General features: G+C 32.7%; 20 protein-coding genes and 1 riboswitch. Of the genes, 19 read left to right on the top strand and 1 reads right to left on the bottom strand.

The features are described 5' to 3' along the window. The first annotated feature begins 3 nt into the window (after positions 1-3). From secY to H0I30_RS07010, 13 genes are all read left to right on the top strand, one after another. Entirely contained in the window at positions 4-1,323 is a 1,320-nt protein-coding gene (secY, locus tag H0I30_RS07070) for a preprotein translocase subunit SecY (protein ID WP_218773491.1), read from the top strand. Between the two features lies 1 nt (position 1,324). Further along, the gene (infA, locus tag H0I30_RS07065) at positions 1,325-1,540 is read left to right on the top strand and encodes a translation initiation factor IF-1 (RefSeq protein ID WP_104808455.1); all 216 of its coding nucleotides are present in this window, start codon (positions 1,325-1,327) and stop codon (positions 1,538-1,540) included. A gap of 12 nt (positions 1,541-1,552) precedes the next feature. Further along, positions 1,553-1,669, top strand: coding sequence for a type B 50S ribosomal protein L36 (gene ykgO, locus H0I30_RS07060; RefSeq protein ID WP_073316873.1), 117 nt, complete (start codon positions 1,553-1,555; stop codon positions 1,667-1,669). Next, on the top strand, positions 1,669-2,034 hold the full coding sequence (rpsM, locus tag H0I30_RS07055) for a 30S ribosomal protein S13 (RefSeq protein ID WP_218771177.1): 366 nt from the start codon (positions 1,669-1,671) through the stop codon (positions 2,032-2,034). Before ykgO ends, rpsM begins: the two co-directional genes overlap by 1 nt. A gap of 79 nt (positions 2,035-2,113) precedes the next feature. Continuing rightward, positions 2,114-2,500, top strand: coding sequence for a 30S ribosomal protein S11 (rpsK, locus tag H0I30_RS07050; protein WP_028887452.1), 387 nt, complete (start codon positions 2,114-2,116; stop codon positions 2,498-2,500). A gap of 137 nt (positions 2,501-2,637) precedes the next feature. Then, a complete protein-coding gene (rpsD, locus tag H0I30_RS07045) occupies positions 2,638-3,243 on the top strand; it encodes a 30S ribosomal protein S4 (RefSeq protein ID WP_218771176.1) in 606 nt (201 codons plus the stop codon). Positions 3,244-3,338: 95 nt separating this feature from the next. Then, the gene (locus tag H0I30_RS07040) at positions 3,339-4,331 is read left to right on the top strand and encodes a DNA-directed RNA polymerase subunit alpha (protein ID WP_218771175.1); all 993 of its coding nucleotides are present in this window, start codon (positions 3,339-3,341) and stop codon (positions 4,329-4,331) included. A 60-nt stretch (positions 4,332-4,391) separates the two neighbouring features. Then, on the top strand, positions 4,392-4,865 hold the full coding sequence (rplQ, locus tag H0I30_RS07035) for a 50S ribosomal protein L17 (RefSeq protein WP_218771174.1): 474 nt from the start codon (positions 4,392-4,394) through the stop codon (positions 4,863-4,865). A 99-nt stretch (positions 4,866-4,964) separates the two neighbouring features. After that, a complete protein-coding gene (carA, locus tag H0I30_RS07030; RefSeq protein ID WP_218771173.1) occupies positions 4,965-6,080 on the top strand; it encodes a glutamine-hydrolyzing carbamoyl-phosphate synthase small subunit in 1,116 nt (371 codons plus the stop codon). A 114-nt stretch (positions 6,081-6,194) separates the two neighbouring features. Beyond that, on the top strand, positions 6,195-7,484 hold the full coding sequence (gene eno / locus H0I30_RS07025; RefSeq protein WP_218771172.1) for a phosphopyruvate hydratase: 1,290 nt from the start codon (positions 6,195-6,197) through the stop codon (positions 7,482-7,484). 88 nt (positions 7,485-7,572) lie between these two features. Further along, on the top strand, positions 7,573-8,157 hold the full coding sequence (locus H0I30_RS07020; protein WP_218771171.1) for a hypothetical protein: 585 nt from the start codon (positions 7,573-7,575) through the stop codon (positions 8,155-8,157). A gap of 333 nt (positions 8,158-8,490) precedes the next feature. Beyond that, positions 8,491-9,777 carry a citrate synthase gene (locus tag H0I30_RS07015; RefSeq protein ID WP_218771170.1) on the top strand — a complete coding sequence of 429 codons (1,287 nt, stop codon included), beginning with the start codon at positions 8,491-8,493 and terminating at the stop codon, positions 9,775-9,777. A 56-nt stretch (positions 9,778-9,833) separates the two neighbouring features. After that, positions 9,834-10,790: an arginase gene (locus H0I30_RS07010; RefSeq protein ID WP_218771169.1), complete on the top strand. Its 957-nt coding sequence runs from the start codon at positions 9,834-9,836 to the stop codon at positions 10,788-10,790. A 59-nt stretch (positions 10,791-10,849) separates the two neighbouring features. Here H0I30_RS07010 and H0I30_RS07005 read toward each other — a convergent pair whose 3' ends face one another. Next, the gene (locus tag H0I30_RS07005; RefSeq protein ID WP_218771168.1) at positions 10,850-11,134 is read right to left on the bottom strand and encodes a hypothetical protein; all 285 of its coding nucleotides are present in this window, start codon (positions 11,132-11,134) and stop codon (positions 10,850-10,852) included. A 271-nt stretch (positions 11,135-11,405) separates the two neighbouring features. Then, positions 11,406-11,500, top strand: a riboswitch (TPP riboswitch). Between the two features lie 45 nt (positions 11,501-11,545). Here H0I30_RS07005 and thiS point away from each other — a divergent pair. The 6 genes from thiS to H0I30_RS06975 all read left to right on the top strand — a co-directional run bounded on the left by thiS (position 11,546) and on the right by H0I30_RS06975 (position 17,415). Further along, on the top strand, positions 11,546-11,749 hold the full coding sequence (gene thiS, locus H0I30_RS07000) for a sulfur carrier protein ThiS (RefSeq protein ID WP_218771167.1): 204 nt from the start codon (positions 11,546-11,548) through the stop codon (positions 11,747-11,749). 33 nt (positions 11,750-11,782) lie between these two features. Continuing rightward, entirely contained in the window at positions 11,783-13,642 is a 1,860-nt protein-coding gene (gene thiC / locus H0I30_RS06995) for a phosphomethylpyrimidine synthase ThiC (protein ID WP_218771166.1), read from the top strand. A 292-nt stretch (positions 13,643-13,934) separates the two neighbouring features. Then, on the top strand, positions 13,935-14,537 hold the full coding sequence (locus H0I30_RS06990; RefSeq protein ID WP_218771165.1) for a thiamine phosphate synthase: 603 nt from the start codon (positions 13,935-13,937) through the stop codon (positions 14,535-14,537). 688 nt (positions 14,538-15,225) lie between these two features. Next, positions 15,226-15,981: a hydroxymethylpyrimidine/phosphomethylpyrimidine kinase gene (locus H0I30_RS06985; protein ID WP_218771164.1), complete on the top strand. Its 756-nt coding sequence runs from the start codon at positions 15,226-15,228 to the stop codon at positions 15,979-15,981. Position 15,982: 1 nt separating this feature from the next. Then, on the top strand, positions 15,983-16,630 hold the full coding sequence (thiE, locus tag H0I30_RS06980) for a thiamine phosphate synthase (protein ID WP_218771163.1): 648 nt from the start codon (positions 15,983-15,985) through the stop codon (positions 16,628-16,630). A 14-nt stretch (positions 16,631-16,644) separates the two neighbouring features. After that, the gene (locus tag H0I30_RS06975; RefSeq protein WP_304650865.1) at positions 16,645-17,415 is read left to right on the top strand and encodes a thiazole synthase; all 771 of its coding nucleotides are present in this window, start codon (positions 16,645-16,647) and stop codon (positions 17,413-17,415) included. The last annotated feature ends 29 nt before the right edge of the window (positions 17,416-17,444 follow it).

Below are 17,444 nucleotides of genomic sequence, written 5' to 3'. Positions count from 1 at the left end.
ATGATGAATTTTATAAATACGTTAAAAGACATTTGGAAGATAGAAGAGTTAAAAGAGAAATTACTTTTAACTTTAGGTTTAATCGCTGTTTACCGTTTTATGGCAGCAGTTCCATTACCAGGAATTGACCCGACACAGTTATCAGCTTTACAAGACAGTACTTCTAGTGGACTTTTAGGTTTATTAAACGCATTTACAGGAGGGGCATTTGCTAGAGCGTCAGTAATGGCACTAGGTATAATGCCTTATATTTCTGCATCGATTGTAGTACAGTTAATGGGTATCGCGGTACCTTATTTACAGAAGTTACAAAAAGATGGAGAAAGTGGACGTAAGAAGATTACACAAATAACAAGATGGCTAACAATTGCTATTACATTGTTTCAAGCACCAACCTATATTGGTATTATTCAAAACCAAATGGGATTAGGACCTGAAGCATTTTTAGTAACAGGAGCTACATTTTGGGTATCATCAATAATCCTATTATCTGCAGGAACAATTTTTGCAATGTGGTTAGGAGAGCGTATTACAGACAAAGGAGTTGGTAATGGAATTTCATTATTAATTACTGTAGGTATTATCGCTAACTTTCCAGCTGCATTTATTCAAGAATTAGTTTCTAAACAAACAGCAGGAGCAGGAGGTATTATGATGATTCTAATCGAATTAATAGTTTGGTTTGTAGTAATTTTGTTAACCGTTTTATTAGTTACAGCAGTACGTAAAGTAGCAGTTCAATACGCACGTCGTACAGCCGTTACAGACATTAAAGATGTTGACGGTGCTCGCCAGTACATTCCATTAAAATTGAATGCATCTGGTGTAATGCCAATTATTTTTGCACAAGCTATTATGTTTTTACCAGTAGCATTAGGTCAGAAATTTCCAGCATTAAACAGTTTAACTGATAACTTCGGATGGCAGTATAACCTTATATTTGCTCTTTTGATAATCATTTTTAGTTATTTTTATACGGCGATTACGATCCCTACAAACAAAATGGCTGAAGATTTAAAAAGAAGTAATGGTTTTGTTCCAGGTTATAAGCCAGGAGAAGAAACTGCAGATTATTTAGACTCTGTGTTATCGAAGATAACATTTCCAGGTTCTTTATTTTTAGCAGCTTTATCTATATTACCAGCAATTATTGTAAAGTTTGGAGTTACTCAAAACTGGGCAATGTTTTTTGGAGGTACATCTTTAATCATTATGGTTGGTGTAGCAATAGATACCATACAGCAAATTAACTCGTATTTATTAAATAGTCGTTATGACGGTTTAATGAAATCAGGTAACAGTAACAGAAAATCATTAAAATAATATGGCTAAGCAATCAGCAATTCAGCAAGACGGAACAATAACAGAAGCATTATCTAATGCAATGTTTCGTGTAGAATTAGAGAACGGCCATGTTGTAACGGCACACATTTCTGGTAAAATGCGTATGCATTATATCAAATTATTACCTGGAGACAAGGTGAAATTAGAAATGAGTCCGTATGATTTATCAAAGGCAAGAATTACTTACAGATACTAAAAACACACACTGATGAAAGTAAGAGCATCATTAAAGAAAAGAAGCGCCGAGTGCAAGATTGTACGTAGAAAGGGCAGATTATATGTAATTAACAAAAAGAATCCTAGATTTAAACAAAGACAAGGGTAATGGCAAGAATAGCAGGTATTGATATTCCAAAGAATAAAAGAGGTGTTATCGCTTTAACTTACATCTTTGGTATAGGAAACAGCAGATCTAAAGAAATTTTAGCAACTGCAAAGGTAGACGAAAGTATCAAGGTTCAAGATTGGACTGATGATCAAATTGCAGCGATTCGTGAGCAAGCAGGAACATTTACTATTGAAGGTGAATTACGTTCAGAAGTTCAGTTAAGCATTAAACGTTTAATGGACATTGGATGTCAAAGAGGTATTCGTCACAGATTAGGTCTTCCTTTAAGAGGTCAAAGAACTAAGAATAACTCTCGTACTAGAAAAGGTAAGAGAAAAACTGTAGCTAACAAGAAAAAATAAGTTAGATAAGTAATAAAGATCTAATAGTAGTTTTAAAACTATAAGGTTAGAAAACTAAATTACTAAAACTATAATAATCATGGCAAAGTCTAAAATAACAAAAAAACGTAAAGTTGTAATAGAATCAGTAGGTGAAGCTCACGTTACTGCATCATTCAACAACATTATTATTTCTTTAACAAACAAAAAAGGTGACGTTATTTCTTGGTCATCTGCAGGTAAAATGGGTTTCAGAGGTTCTAAAAAGAACACTCCGTATGCAGCTCAATTAGCAGCAGAAGATTGTGCTAACGTGGCAAAAGAAGCAGGTTTACGTAAAGTAAAGGTGTATGTTAAAGGACCTGGTAACGGTAGAGAATCTGCAATCAGATCTATCCACAATGCTGGAATCGAAGTAACTGAAATTATTGATGTTACACCTATTCCTCATAACGGATGTCGTCCACCAAAAAGAAGAAGAGTATAAGTTGAATTAATTTTCAGCTTATATTTTTATTTTGTGTACTTTTGTGCGCGCAAAAAATAAAATATTTTAACTAAAGTAGGAATCAGGTTATCGAAGGATTAAGCCTTAATTCATAACCCCTGCTAAAACAATAAGAAATGGCAAGATATACAGGACCAAAAACTAAAATTGCTCGTAAGTTTGGCGAGGCAATTTTCGGAGATGATAAAAACTTCGAAAAGAGAAATTACCCTCCAGGACAGCATGGAAATGCAAGAAGAAGAGGTAAGAAATCTGAATATGCAACTCAGTTAATGGAGAAGCAAAAAGCGAAATACATGTATGGTATTTTAGAACGTCAATTCCGTAACTTATTCAAAAGCGCTCAGGCTGCTGGAGGTGTTACTGGTGAGGTTTTATTACAATTATGTGAATCTCGTTTAGACAACGTAGTATACAGATTAGGTGTTTCTAACTCTCGTAGTGGAGCACGTCAATTAGTATCTCACCGTCATATTACTGTAAATGGAGAAATAGTAAATATTCCTTCTTATAGTGTACAAGCAGGTGATGTTGTTGCAGTAAGAGAAAAATCTAAATCATTAATCGCTATTGAAGATGCTTTGGCATCAAACAGTAACGTTTATGAATGGTTAAGCTGGAACTCTGATTTAAAATCTGGAACTTTTATTAAAGCACCAGAGAGATTACAAATTCCTGAAAACATTAAGGAACAGTTAATCGTAGAATTATATTCTAAATAATAAATTATTCATATTGGTATTTAGCCAAAGGGTTTATGTGTACATCTTCGAACTAATAAACCGCGCAACTAAATAACAATTAAAAAGAAGATAAAATGGCAATTTTAAATTTTCAGAAACCAGATAAAGTAATAATGGTTGAATCTACTGATTTTACAGGTAGATTTGAATTCAGACCCCTTGAACCAGGTTTTGGATTAACAATTGGTAACGCTTTAAGAAGAGTATTATTATCTTCATTAGAAGGGTTTGCAATTACATCATTACGTGTTGACGGTGTAGATCATGAGTTTTCAACAATTCAAGGAGTTGTAGAAGATGTAACAGAAATCATCTTAAACTTAAAACAAGTTCGTTTTAAGAAACAAATTGAAGAAACTGATAGAGAAACAGTATCTATATCAGTATCAGGTCAAGAACAATTGACTGCAGGAGATTTACAGAAATTTACCTCAGGTTTTCAAGTATTAAATCCAGATTTAGTAATTTGTAACTTGGATAAATCAGTAAGTTTTAATGCTGAAATCACTATCGAAAAGGGTAGAGGTTTCGTACCAGCAGAAGAAAATAAAAGAGCAGGTGCACCTTTAGGAACAATTTTTACAGATTCTATTTACACTCCTATAAAGAATGTAAAGTATGCTGTTGAAAATTTTCGTGTAGAACAAAAGACCGATTATGAAAAATTAGTTTTTGATATCGATACAGACGGTTCTATCAACCCAAAAGATGCCTTAACTGAAGCAGCTAAAATTTTAATCCACCACTTTATGTTATTCTCTGATGAGCGTATCACTTTAGAGGCAGATGAAATTGCTCAGACTGAAACATATGATGAGGAATCATTACACATGCGTCAGTTATTAAAGACGAAATTAGTTGATATGGATTTATCAGTTCGTGCTTTAAACTGTTTAAAAGCTGCGGAAGTTGATACTTTAGGAGATTTAGTATCATTCAACAAAAGCGATTTAATGAAATTTAGAAACTTTGGAAAGAAATCATTAACTGAATTAGATGAGTTAGTGGCAAACAAAAACCTTAATTTCGGAATGGACTTAAGCAAATATAAATTAGATAGAGATTAACCTTTCATATTTTGCTCCCCAAAATGGGTTGTAGCAAGATGAAAGCCAAAACCAAATGTCATGAGACACGGAAAGAAATTTAATCATTTAGGAAGACAAACAGCGCATAGAAAGGCGATGTTAGCAAATATGGGTTGTTCTTTAATAGAGCACAAACGTATAAACACTACAGTTGCTAAGGCGAAAGCTTTTCGTACGTTTATCGAACCTATAATTACTAAGTCTAAAACAGATACTACTCATAATCGTCGTACAGTATTTAGCTATTTACGTAGTAAAGATGCAGTAACGGAATTATTTAAGGAAATTTCTGTGAAAATAGCTGACAGACCAGGAGGTTATGTTCGTATTATCAAATTAGGAAACCGTCAGGGAGATAATGCTCCTATGGCAATGGTAGAATTAGTTGATTACAATGAATTATACAACCCGAAAGGAAACAAAGCTAAGAAGAACACTCGTCGTAGCCGTCGTGGTGGAGCAAAAACTACTGATGCAGCAGTTGAAACTCAAACTTCACAAGAAGAAGAATAAAAATGAAAATTTTTATAATTTATATCAAAGGGATAAACATTTAATGTTTATCCCTTTTTTTATATATTTTTGCAAAACAAACTACACAACACACACTAAATGAAATATCAACAACGTAAAAAAGCATTAGTTCTTTTAGCAGACGGGACCATTTTCTACGGTAAGTCTATTGGAATAGAGGGAACATCAACAGGAGAAATTTGTTTTAACACTGGTATGACTGGTTATCAGGAAATTTTTACAGATCCTTCTTATTATGGGCAACTTATGGTAACAACCAACGCCCATATTGGTAATTATGGAGTAAATAATAAGGAAGTAGAATCTGAGGGTATAAAAATAGCAGGCTTAATTTGTCGTAATTTTAGTTTTACACACTCTCGTGTAGATTCTGATGGAAATTTATTTGACTGGTTTAAAGAACATAATTTAGTTGCTATTTCTGATGTAGATACGCGTGCTTTGGTTGCTTATATTAGAGATAACGGAGCAATGAATGCTATTATTTCTACGGAAGTTGATAATATTGATGCTCTTAAAAAACAATTAGCAGCGACTCCAAATATGGAAGGCTTAGAATTAGCATCCAAAGTATCAACTAAAGAACCTTATTTTATAGGGGATGAAAATGCACCAATTAAAGTATCTGCCTTAGATATCGGTATCAAAAAGAATATTTTAAGAAACTTAGTAAAAAGAGGAGCCTATATAAAAGTATATCCTTACAATGCTACTTTCGAACAGATGAGCGATTTTAATCCTGATGGCTATTTTATTTCTAACGGACCTGGAGATCCTGAGCCGTTAGTGGATGCACAAAACACCGCAAAAGAAATCATTAAAAGAAATTTACCATTATTTGGTATTTGTTTAGGACACCAAGTTATTGCATTGGCAAACGGAATTTCTACATACAAAATGCACAATGGTCATAGAGGAATAAACCATCCTGTTAAGAATTTAATTACAGGTAAAGGGGAAATTACTTCTCAGAACCATGGCTTTGCTATTAATCGTAAAGAAACAGAAGCACATCCAGATGTTGAGATTTCTCATGTACACTTAAACGACCATACGGTAGCAGGAATTAGAATGAAATCTAAAAATGTATTTTCTGTTCAGTACCATCCAGAAGCAAGTCCTGGGCCACACGATGCAGAATATTTATTTGATGAGTTTATAGAAAACATCAAAAAAGCAAAAGTTGAAGCGTAATTAATTATTGATTAATATACCAAAATCAACCACAATTAGTAAATTAGCAACTATATAAATTAGTATTCCCGTGAATTGAAAAGTCACGGGTTTCTGTATTAAAAATAAAGAACTATGAGTATTATAATCAACATTCATGCACGTCAAATTTTCGATTCAAGAGGTAATCCAACTGTAGAGGTAGATGTAACTACAGAAAACGGAGTTATGGGAAGAGCAGCAGTTCCTTCAGGAGCTTCTACTGGCGAACATGAAGCTGTAGAATTACGCGATGGCGGTAAAGATTATATGGGTAAAGGAGTTTTAAACGCGGTTAAAAACGTAAACACTTTAATAGCACAAGAATTATTAGGTGTTTCTGTTTTTGAACAAAATATGATTGATCAAATAATGATCGATTTAGACGGTACATCAAACAAATCTGTTTTAGGAGCTAACGCTATTTTAGGTGTTTCTTTAGCGGCAGCAAAAGCAGCAGCTAACGAGCTAGGTTTACCTTTGTATAGATATGTTGGTGGAGTATCAGCAAATACGTTACCAGTTCCGATGATGAATATCATTAACGGAGGTTCGCATTCTGATGCACCAATTGCATTCCAAGAATTTATGGTAATGCCGGTAAAAGCTAAAAATTTTACTGAAGCAATGCAAATTGGGTCTGAAATTTTCCATAACCTTAAAAAAGTTTTACACGACCGTAATTTATCAACAGCTGTTGGAGATGAAGGAGGTTTTGCTCCAACTTTAAATGGTACTGAAGATGCCATTGAAACAATTGCATTAGCGACTAAAAATGCAGGTTATAAGTTCGGAGAAGAAGTAATGATTGCTTTAGATTGTGCTGCTGCTGAATTTTTTGTTGATGGTAAATACGATTACACAAAGTTTGAAGGCGCAAAAGGAAAAGTACGTTCTAGTAAAGAACAAGCTGATTATTTAGCGGAGTTAGCAGCTAAATATCCAATTATTTCTATTGAAGACGGTATGGATGAAAATGACTGGGAAGGTTGGAGATATTTAACTGAAATTTGCGGTGATAAAGTACAATTAGTAGGTGATGATTTATTTGTAACCAATGTAGAGCGTTTATCAAGAGGAATTGAAAACGGAATAGCAAATTCAATTTTAATTAAAGTAAACCAAATAGGAACGTTAACTGAAACTATTGCAGCGGTTAATATGGCACACAATGCAGGTTATACATCTGTTATGAGCCATAGATCTGGTGAAACAGAAGATTATACAATTGCCGATTTAGCGGTAGCTTTAAACTGTGGCCAAATAAAAACAGGTTCGGCTTCTCGTTCAGATCGTATGGCAAAATACAATCAATTATTGCGTATTGAAGAGCAATTAGATGGTGTTGCTTATTATCCGCAAGAAAAAGCGTTTAAAATAAAGTAATTTAAAATTTACGATTTAAATAAATATAAAAACCTTGTTATTTAGATAACAAGGTTTTTGATTTTAGAGAAAGCACAAAAATAATCCTATGAAAAAGATACTTGCCTTACTAATAGTTATAACCTTTACAGCATGTCACTCTACAAAGTACACACATTCAGGAAATGTAAATTCACGTTTAGATTTCAAAAAAGGTAAATGGTTGTTGTATACTATTGATGCTCCAAAAAGTATAAAAGAAAGCTTAACGAATATAGCGACCGAAAAGTTTACTGAGTTATTAGGAAATCGTTTTTCTGATTCGTTTACAACTAGAGGTATATTATTGCCAAGCAATATAAATAACGATCTAATTAAAGCTGATTTAAAAGATATTAAAAACGGAACCGGTTCTGATTTTTTTATAAAGATTAACGCTGCTGTAATTTCAGATGAAGTTGGTGTTTTAGGACAAGGAAATATAATGTCTTCATCTGAAAACAGAGGGGAGGTAACAGTAACTATTTACGATTTAAATTTACTTGAAGAAATGTATTCTCAATCAGTTGTAGGTAATGTCTTTGTTCCAGAAAACTATGATAATTTGGCTTTAACAAAAAGTGCAGGGAGTATAATTATAAAAGGATTGGAAAGAATCATGAAAAACATTCATAAAAATCAGATTAAAAACTAAATGAGCCAATTTTTAGATAGGTTTTTAGTTTGAATTATAACTTAATTATCAGAGCGTCATTCTGAATTTATTTCAGAATTACATTCTTTTAGTTATCAGTTTTTTATGGTGTTAATTTAAAGCGTATTTAAGTTTGTGTAAAACAATTTTTAATTAAATTTATATCCTATAAAAACCTTATAAAAGTATGTTTATGAAGTTTTGTTTTTTTAAGTGATTTATAATAAACTATTTCTATTTTCTGATATTAAAAATCTATCAAAACCTATTTTTAAAATACTACAAAAAATGGTATCTTCGCAACTCAGTTCAATCATAAAATTCAAGATATAAATGGCAGATATAGCAAAACTACAAATTGGTGATAAGACGTATGAGTTCCCTATAATAGAAGGAACAGAAAAAGAAAAAGCGATTGACATTAAAACGTTAAGAGGTGCAACCGAAGGTGTTATTACTATAGATCCAGGATATAAGAATACAGGTTCTTGTCAAAGTGCTATTACATTTTTAAATGGAGAGGAAGGAGTTTTAAGATATAGAGGATATGCTATTGAAGAATTAGCTGAAAAAGCAGATTTTTTAGAAGTAGCTTACTTATTGATTTTTGGAGAATTACCATCTAAAGATAAGTTAGAAAAGTTTCATAACGATATTAGAGAAAAAGCAATTGTAGATGAAGATATTAAAAAAATCATCGAAGCTTTTCCTAAGAATGCCCATCCAATGGGAGTTTTATCATCATTAACAAGTGCATTAATAGCATTTAATCCATCTTCAGTAAATGTTGATTCGGAAGAAGAAATGTACAATGCAATCGTTAAGATTTTAGCAAAGTTCCCAGTATTAGTTGCTTGGGCAATGCGTAAAAAACAAGGATTACCATTAAACTATGGATCTAAAAAATTAGGATATGTAGAGAATATTATGAAAATGATGTTTGAGCAGCCTAATGAAGAATATACCATAAACCCAATTATAAAAAATGCACTAGATAAATTGTTAATCTTACATGCTGATCACGAACAAAATTGTTCTACATCAACAGTAAGAATTGTAGGTTCGTCTCATGCAGGTTTATTTGCATCTCTTTCTGCAGGAATTTCTGCACTATGGGGACCATTACATGGTGGTGCAAATCAAGCAGTATTAGAAATGCTTGAAGCTATTAAAGAAGATGGTGGTGATACTAAAAAATACATGGCAAAGGCAAAAGATAAAAACGATCCTTTCCGTTTAATGGGATTCGGACACCGTGTTTATAAAAACTTTGATCCAAGAGCAACGATTATTAAAGTAGCAGCTGATGAAGTATTAGCAGATTTAGGAATTAATGATCCTATTTTAGAAATAGCTAAAGGGTTAGAGCAAGAAGCTTTAAATGATCCTTATTTTGTAGATAGAAAATTATACCCAAATGTAGATTTCTATTCTGGTATTATTTATCGTGCAATGGGAATTCCTGTAGAGATGTTTACAGTAATGTTTGCATTAGGTCGTTTACCAGGTTGGATTGCTCAATGGAAAGAAATGAGAGAAAATAAAGAACCAATTGGTCGTCCTCGTCAAGTTTATGTAGGTGAGAACCTTAGGAGCTTTGTAGACGTAAATAAAAGATAAATCAACAAAAAATGCCATTTAATATTTAGATGGCATTTTTTTATTAAATATAATTGATGATGAAAGAAATTAAAATTATCAAAAACAGATCAGACATTGGTGCAGGAACACGTGGATCTGATATGGGAATTGATGCTATTGAAATTGCAGCAATTAATCAGAATAACGATTTTTTTAACCGTTTCGACTCTGAAGATGTAATAACAGAAAACGAATCGGTTTACAACAAAAAAAACAATTCATTTGGTAAGCAAATAAATAGTGTTTTTAATCAATGTAAAAGATTAAGTAACCACGTAAAAGTAAATTTACAAGAAGGTAAATTTCCGATAGTTCTTTCAGGAGATCATTCGTCTGCTTTAGGAACTATAAGCGGAGTTAAAGCAGCGAACCCTAATAAAAAAGTTGGCGTAGTTTGGATTGATGCTCACGGAGATTTACATACACCTTACACTTCTCCATCAGGAAATATTCACGGAATGCCATTAGGAGCAGCAATTTCAGATGATAACTTAGATTGTCAGATTAACGATGTAAGTAGAGAAACTGCCGACTTGTGGGATAGAATGAAAAATATCGGAATGCCAGGTCAAAAAGTTTTACCTGAGGATATTGTGTTTTTCGGAGTTAGAGATACTGAAGAGCCAGAAGAAAAACAAATGGCAAAATATGGTATTAAAAACTACATGGTGGCCGAAGTTCGCTATCGCGGATTAGAAATTTGTGTAAACGAAGCGTTGGAAAAATTAACTGATTGTGACATTATTTATGTGTCTTTTGATGTTGATTCGATGGACTGTGATATGATTTCTTATGGTACAGGTACACCAGTTCCAAAAGGATTTGATGATAAAGAAATCGTTGAAATTATAAATGGATTATTAGCAAGTAAAAAAGTAGCTTGTGTAGAATTTGTAGAAGTAAACCCGTTGTTAGATTTAAAAGGAAATAAAATGGCAGAAACGGCATTTAAAGTACTTGAAGAAGTAACGAAAGAAATACAGAAGTTATAAAAATAAATTTTATAAAGAAAATCCTGTCTTTTAATTGTAAAAGACAGGATTTGTTGGTTTTATAACCTAGTAATACCAGTAATGTGAGCTTTGCCATCTAAAGGTTGATAAATTTCAACAATAGCTTCCCAAATAACCTCAGAAGGAGGTATTGAAGCTGAACATTTAAAACGGTAATTTACCCCAGCTACAACTTGTGTTGATACTTGATTAGGAGTGTAGCTTACACCTACAAACCCCTTTAAAGCTTCATCAAATACTTTACGGTCTTCAGTCGTTAATGCATGGTAGGCAGTCCATCCTCCTACAAATGTTTCTTTTTTTGTTAAAGTTTCAGTATTCATAATTAATTTGGTTATTTTACCTACTCATAAGGCTTTTCGGATACCGCCTTCTATAATTTATTCTATAGAAAAAATCGTTTTTTTAGTGGTTTCTGCTCCACATATATGTCTTTTAATCTGATAAGTCAAAGTTATAAGAAAAAAATAGTAGTATTTTAAAAAAGTCCTTAATCGTTTGTTTTTTAGGTATAAGCGAAAGGAAATTAAAGAAAGAGTGCAAAAAAATAATTTTAAAATATACGTTTTCTAAAAAATAATAATACATTTGTTTTGTAAACTTTAGGAGTAGCTATTAAATTAGTTTGAGAAACATCCTTAGAACCTGATTTGGTTAATACCAGCGTAGGAAAAAGTTATGTTCGATACCATATCGAAATACTACCATTTGGTTTACAGTAATATTTTATAAATATGATTACTATAAAAGTAAACCAAGAAAACCACCAGTTTTTAGAAACCTTAACATTACAAGAACTCGTTGAATATTTAAAAATTCAAACGAATGGTATTGCTATTGCTATAAATAGTACTGTGATAAAAAGAGCTGATTGGTCTTTAAAGTTGCTTCAAAATAATGATGATATTTTAATAATAAAATCTACCCAAGGAGGATGATTTTGTTTTAAAACCTAACGTATTAATTATCTTATGAAGAATAAAGACACTGCACCAAAGCAAAACGGAATTACAAGAAATCCGTTTCCGAATTCGCAAAAAATTTATGTAAACGGTAAAATTCACCCGCAAATTAAAGTTGCCATGCGTGAAATTACCTTAAGCGATACGGTTGATTCTATGACGAAAAAGAAAACACCAAACGAATCTGTAACTGTTTACGATACTTCAGGGCCTTATACCGATCCTAATAAAGAAATAGATGTACATAATGGTATTGAAAGAATTCGTGAACAATGGATTAAAGATCGAGGAGATGTTGAGCAATTAGATAACTATTCATCAGAGTATTGTAATGAGCGTTTAAACGATAAAAGTTTAGATCACATGCGCTTTAAGTTGCTTAAAAAGCCAATGCGCGCTAAAAAAGGGCAAAATGTAACACAATTGCATTATGCTAAAAAAGGAATGATTACGCCAGAAATGGAATACATCGCTATTCGTGAAAATCAACGAATAGATGAAATGACAGAGATTAGAAAACAACATAAAGGCGAGCATTTTGGTGCCAATATTCCTGATAAAATTACACCAGAATTTGTGCGGTCAGAAGTAGCAAGAGGTAGAGCTATTATTCCGTCAAACATAAATCACCCAGAAGCAGAACCTATGATTTTAGGTAGAAATTTCTTAGTGAAAATAAACGCTAACATTGGTAATTCAGCTGTTACATCATCTATTGAAGAGGAAGTAGAAAAAGCAGTTTGGGCATGTCGTTGGGGAGCAGATAATATTATGGATTTATCTACCGGAGAAAATATTCATGAAACACGTGAGTGGATTGTTCGTAACTCGCCAGTTCCAGTGGGTACTGTGCCAATTTATCAAGCATTAGAAAAAGTAAACGGAGTTGCAGAAGATTTAACATGGGAGATTTTCCGTGATACTTTAATTGAACAAGCAGAACAAGGTGTAGATTATTTTACCATTCACGCCGGAGTTTTATTGCGTTACGTGCCAATGACGGCAAAACGTGTTACAGGTATCGTTTCTCGTGGAGGATCAATTATGGCAAAATGGTGTTTAGCGCATCATAAAGAAAGCTTTTTATATACGCATTTCGAAGATATTTGCGAGATTTTAAAACAATACGATGTTGCTTTTTCTTTAGGAGACGGGTTACGACCAGGTTCGGTTGCTGATGCAAATGACGAAGCACAATTTGCTGAACTAGAAACGTTGGGAGAGTTAACGCAGATTGCTCGTAAGCACGAAGTTCAATGTTTTATTGAAGGACCAGGGCACGTGCCAATGCACATGATAAAAGAAAATATGGAGAAGCAAATAGAACTTTGTGACGAAGCTCCTTTTTATACTTTAGGCCCTTTAACTACCGATATTGCACCAGGTTACGATCATATTACTTCAGGTATCGGAGCGGCAATGATTGGTTGGTATGGTTGTGCAATGTTGTGTTACGTAACACCAAAAGAACATTTAGGGTTGCCAAATAAAGAAGATGTTAGAGTAGGAGTTGTGACCTATAAATTAGCTGCACATGCTGCCGATTTAGCAAAAGGGCATCCAGGTTCTCAGCACAGAGACAATGCGTTGAGTATGGCACGTTTTGAGTTCCGTTGGGAAGATCAGTTTAATTTAGGTTTAGATCCAGAGCGTGCTCGCGAGTATCACGATGAAACTTTACCTGCAGCAGGAGCAAAAATTGCACATTTTTGTTCTATGTGTGGTCCAAAATTCTGTTCTATGAAAATTTCACAAGAAGTTCGCGATTTTGCAGCCGTAAATGATATTGTAGATAATGAAGTGATTGCAAAAGGAATGGAAGAAAAATCGAAAGAGTTTAAAGAAAAAGGTTCAGAAGTGTATTTATAAAATAAAAGTAAGAAGAAGAGGAAGGAAATGAAGAAGAAGGAGGAGGTTCCTACGCCTTGAAAAAAGGCGTAGTCGGGCTTTCCGTTATATCTTTTGTAAGTTCTCGATATAAATTTATTTCGTTTTACTACATTAATTCACTCGAACAAAAAGCAAAAGGATACCACTGCAATCCCTAACCCGAAAAATAGTAACCGTAATAACAAGGAGTAAACGATAAGGTAAATCTGCTATTTCAAGATTAAATTAGGTTATTTTTACACCAAATTAATAGCGACTAAATTAAACGAATATGATTGTACTTATAGCTCCAGAAAAAGATGTAGCAAACGAAATTGAAATACTACATCAATTATTTGAAGCAGGTTTAGAATACTATCATTTAAGAAAACCGTTTAAAGATTTAGAAGCGCATGTTTCGTATTTAAATAAAATTGATAAAAAATATCATAATAAGATAATCGTACATTATTTTCATGAATTAACGAATGAATTTAATTTAAAAGGAATCCATTTTCAAGAACAAAAAAGACGAGATGCTTTAGAAAACGGAAACAGGTATTTTATAGGATTAAATATGTTAGGAAAAACAATGAGTAGTTCTTTTCACGAACCTAAAGATATAGAAGTTTGTGATATTGAATTCGATTATCATTTATTGAGTCCAGTTTTTTCATCCATTTCTAAAAAAGGATATGAAGGAAGAGGTTTTAATGTAAATAATATCGATAAATCAATCGTAGGAATGGGCGGAATTAATAAAGAAACCATTGCACAAACTATCGAGTTAGGTTTTAAAGGAATTGGTGTTTTAGGTGGCGTGTGGAATGCAGAAAATCCTGTTGAAAGTTTTACAGAGATAAAGCGTCATTACCAGAAGGAAACGACGATGTAATCTATTAGAGTAATAATAGATTGCTTCATTTCATTCGCAATGACGAATAAAAAGTTCTTATGAAGAACACATAATAAAGTAATTTTATTGATTTGTCAGTTCGAGCTCAGTCGAGAACTAAATTTCAGAACGAGAGTTTAGAACGACGATGTAACCTTTTAGAGTAATAATAGATTGCTTCATTTCATTCGCAATGACGAATAAAAAGTTCTTATGAAGAACACATAATAAAGTAATTTTATTGATTTGTCAGTTCGAGCTCAGTCGAGAACTAAATTTCAGAACGAGAGTTTAGAACGACGATGTAACCTTTTAGAGTAATAATAGATTGCTTCATTTCATTCGCAATGACGAATAAAAGGTTGTTATGAAGAAGACATAATAAAGTAATTTTATTGATTTTTCAGTTCGAGCGCAGTCGAGAACTAAATGTCAGAACGAGAGTTTAGAACGACGATGTAATCTATTAGAGTAATAATAGATTGCTTCATTTCATTTGCAATGACGAATAAAAGGTTATGATGAAGAACATACAAAGAAGTGATTTTATTCGTTTGTCAGTTCGAGCGCAGTCGAGAACTATATGTCAGTTCGAGTGTTTTTATGAAGTGATAACGAAATAAAAAAGTATCGAGAACATTTTTATATTAACTATTGTTATCAGAAACAAATCAAAATAAATAGCATATTGAGTAAAAAAAACTACATACTAACCATTGCAGGTTTAGATCCATCAAGTGGCGCAGGCATCACTTCAGATATTAAAACATTTGAAGCACATGGTTTATACGGATTATCAGTATGTACAGCCGTAACTATTCAAAATGACATTGATTTTAAAAGTTGTGTTTGGATTGAAAAAGAAGTTATTCTTTCGCAAATAACAACGCTTTTTGAACGATTTTCAATATCCGTAGTAAAAATAGGAATTATAGAATCTTGGGAAGTTTTATTAGAAGTAATTCAAACTTTAAAACAATTAAATCCGAAGATAAAAATAGTTTTAGATCCGGTTTTAAAAGCGAGTGCAGGATTTAATTTTCATACAAATCAAAATTTAGAAATTTTAGAAAAAACATTAAATTTCTGTGATTTTGTAACACCCAATTACGAAGAGATACATGCACTTTTTCCGAATAAAAATATCGAAGAAACAATTGATTTTATATCCGAAAAAACAAATATCTATTTAAAAGGCGGACACAGAAAAGATAAAAAAGGATGGGATGAAGTGTATTATAGTAAAATTGTAAAACTAAATATTCCGCCTATTGCAAATACTGTTTTCGAAAAACACGGAAGTGGTTGTGTTTTATCATCCGCATTAGCGGCTAACTTAGTGTTAGAATTTTCTTTAGAAGATGCCAGTAAAAACACAAAAAAATATACAGAACAATTTTTAAACTCGAACGATTCCTTGTTAGGAACGCATAAATATAAATAAAATGATAAGTAAATTACAGTACATAACACAAGGAGAAACACCTCAAGATCATTTAGATAATATTCAAAAAGCATGTGCTTCGGGAGTAGAGTGGGTACAACTGCGATTAAAAAAGGTAGATCCTAAAACGTTGTTAGAAACAGCCAAAAAAGCGAGAGAAATTACAAGTCATTTTCAAACAAGATTAATTATAAACGATCATTATAAAGTAGCCAAGGAAGTAAATGCAGATGGTGTTCATTTAGGTGCTTCAGATGCTTGTCCTTTAAAGGTTCGTGAATATTTGGGTAAATTTTATAGTATTGGTGGAACAGCAAATACGTTAGAAGATTGTAAAAAATTAATTGAAAAAAAAGTAGATTATATAGGTTTAGGTCCTTTTCGTTTTACAGAAACTAAGAAGAATTTAAGTTCGGTTTTAGGAGTAGAAGGTTACAAAAAAATACTAACAGCACTACATACTGAAACGCCAATAATTGCTATTGGTGGTATTACTTTAGATGATGTTGCAGCAATTGTACATTCAGGTATTTATGGTGTTGCAACGTCTGGAGCAATTACCAATGATTTTACAAGTATTCCTGTTTTTCATAAAATTTTAAGTGCACCAAGTACACAAGAGCAAGTGTATAAAATGAACGATAAGTAGTTTAAATAGAAAGAATGAATAGCATATTAAAAATAGCAGATAAAGAATTTAACTCAAGATTATTCACAGGAACAGGAAAGTTTAGTTCTTCAGAATTAATGAGTGCTTCTTTATTAGCATCCGAAAGCGAATTAATTACCGTTGCTTTAAAAAGAGTAGATGTTAAAGATAAAAATGATGATATTTTAACACATTTAAACCATGCACATATTAATTTATTACCGAATACATCTGGAGTAAGAACAGCAAAAGAAGCGGTATTTGCGGCAGAATTATCTAGAGAAGCATTAGGTACGAATTGGGTAAAACTTGAAATTCACCCAGATCCACGATATTTATTACCAGATGCTATTGAAACTTTAAAAGCAGCAGAAGAATTAGTTAAACTAGGTTTTGTGGTAATGCCTTATATTCATGCTGATCCTGTTTTATGCAAGCGTTTAGAAGATGTAGGAACACAATGTGTAATGCCATTAGGCGCACCAATAGGAAGTAATAAAGGATTACGAACTCAAGATTTTTTAGAAATTATTATCGAACAATCTAATGTTCCTGTAATTGTAGATGCTGGTATTGGTGCACCATCGCATGCTGCCTATGCAATGGAATTAGGTGCGGATGCGGTTTTAGTAAATACTGCAATAGCCGTTTCTAAAAAACCAGTAGCAATGGCAAGAGCATTTAAAATGGCAGTTGAAGCGGGGAGAATGGCGTATGAAGCAAAACTAGCACCTGTTCAAAAACAAGCCGCAGCAAGTAGCCCATTAACATCGTTTTTAAATTAATGTAATTACGAGGAGGCACGACGAAGTAA

It is taken from the genome of Tenacibaculum sp. AHE14PA, assembly GCF_019278465.1.
Taxonomy (GTDB): domain Bacteria; phylum Bacteroidota; class Bacteroidia; order Flavobacteriales; family Flavobacteriaceae; genus Polaribacter; species Polaribacter bernardetii.
Note: the sequence above shows the minus strand (reverse complement) of the source record. Positions and strands in the feature narration are given on the sequence as shown.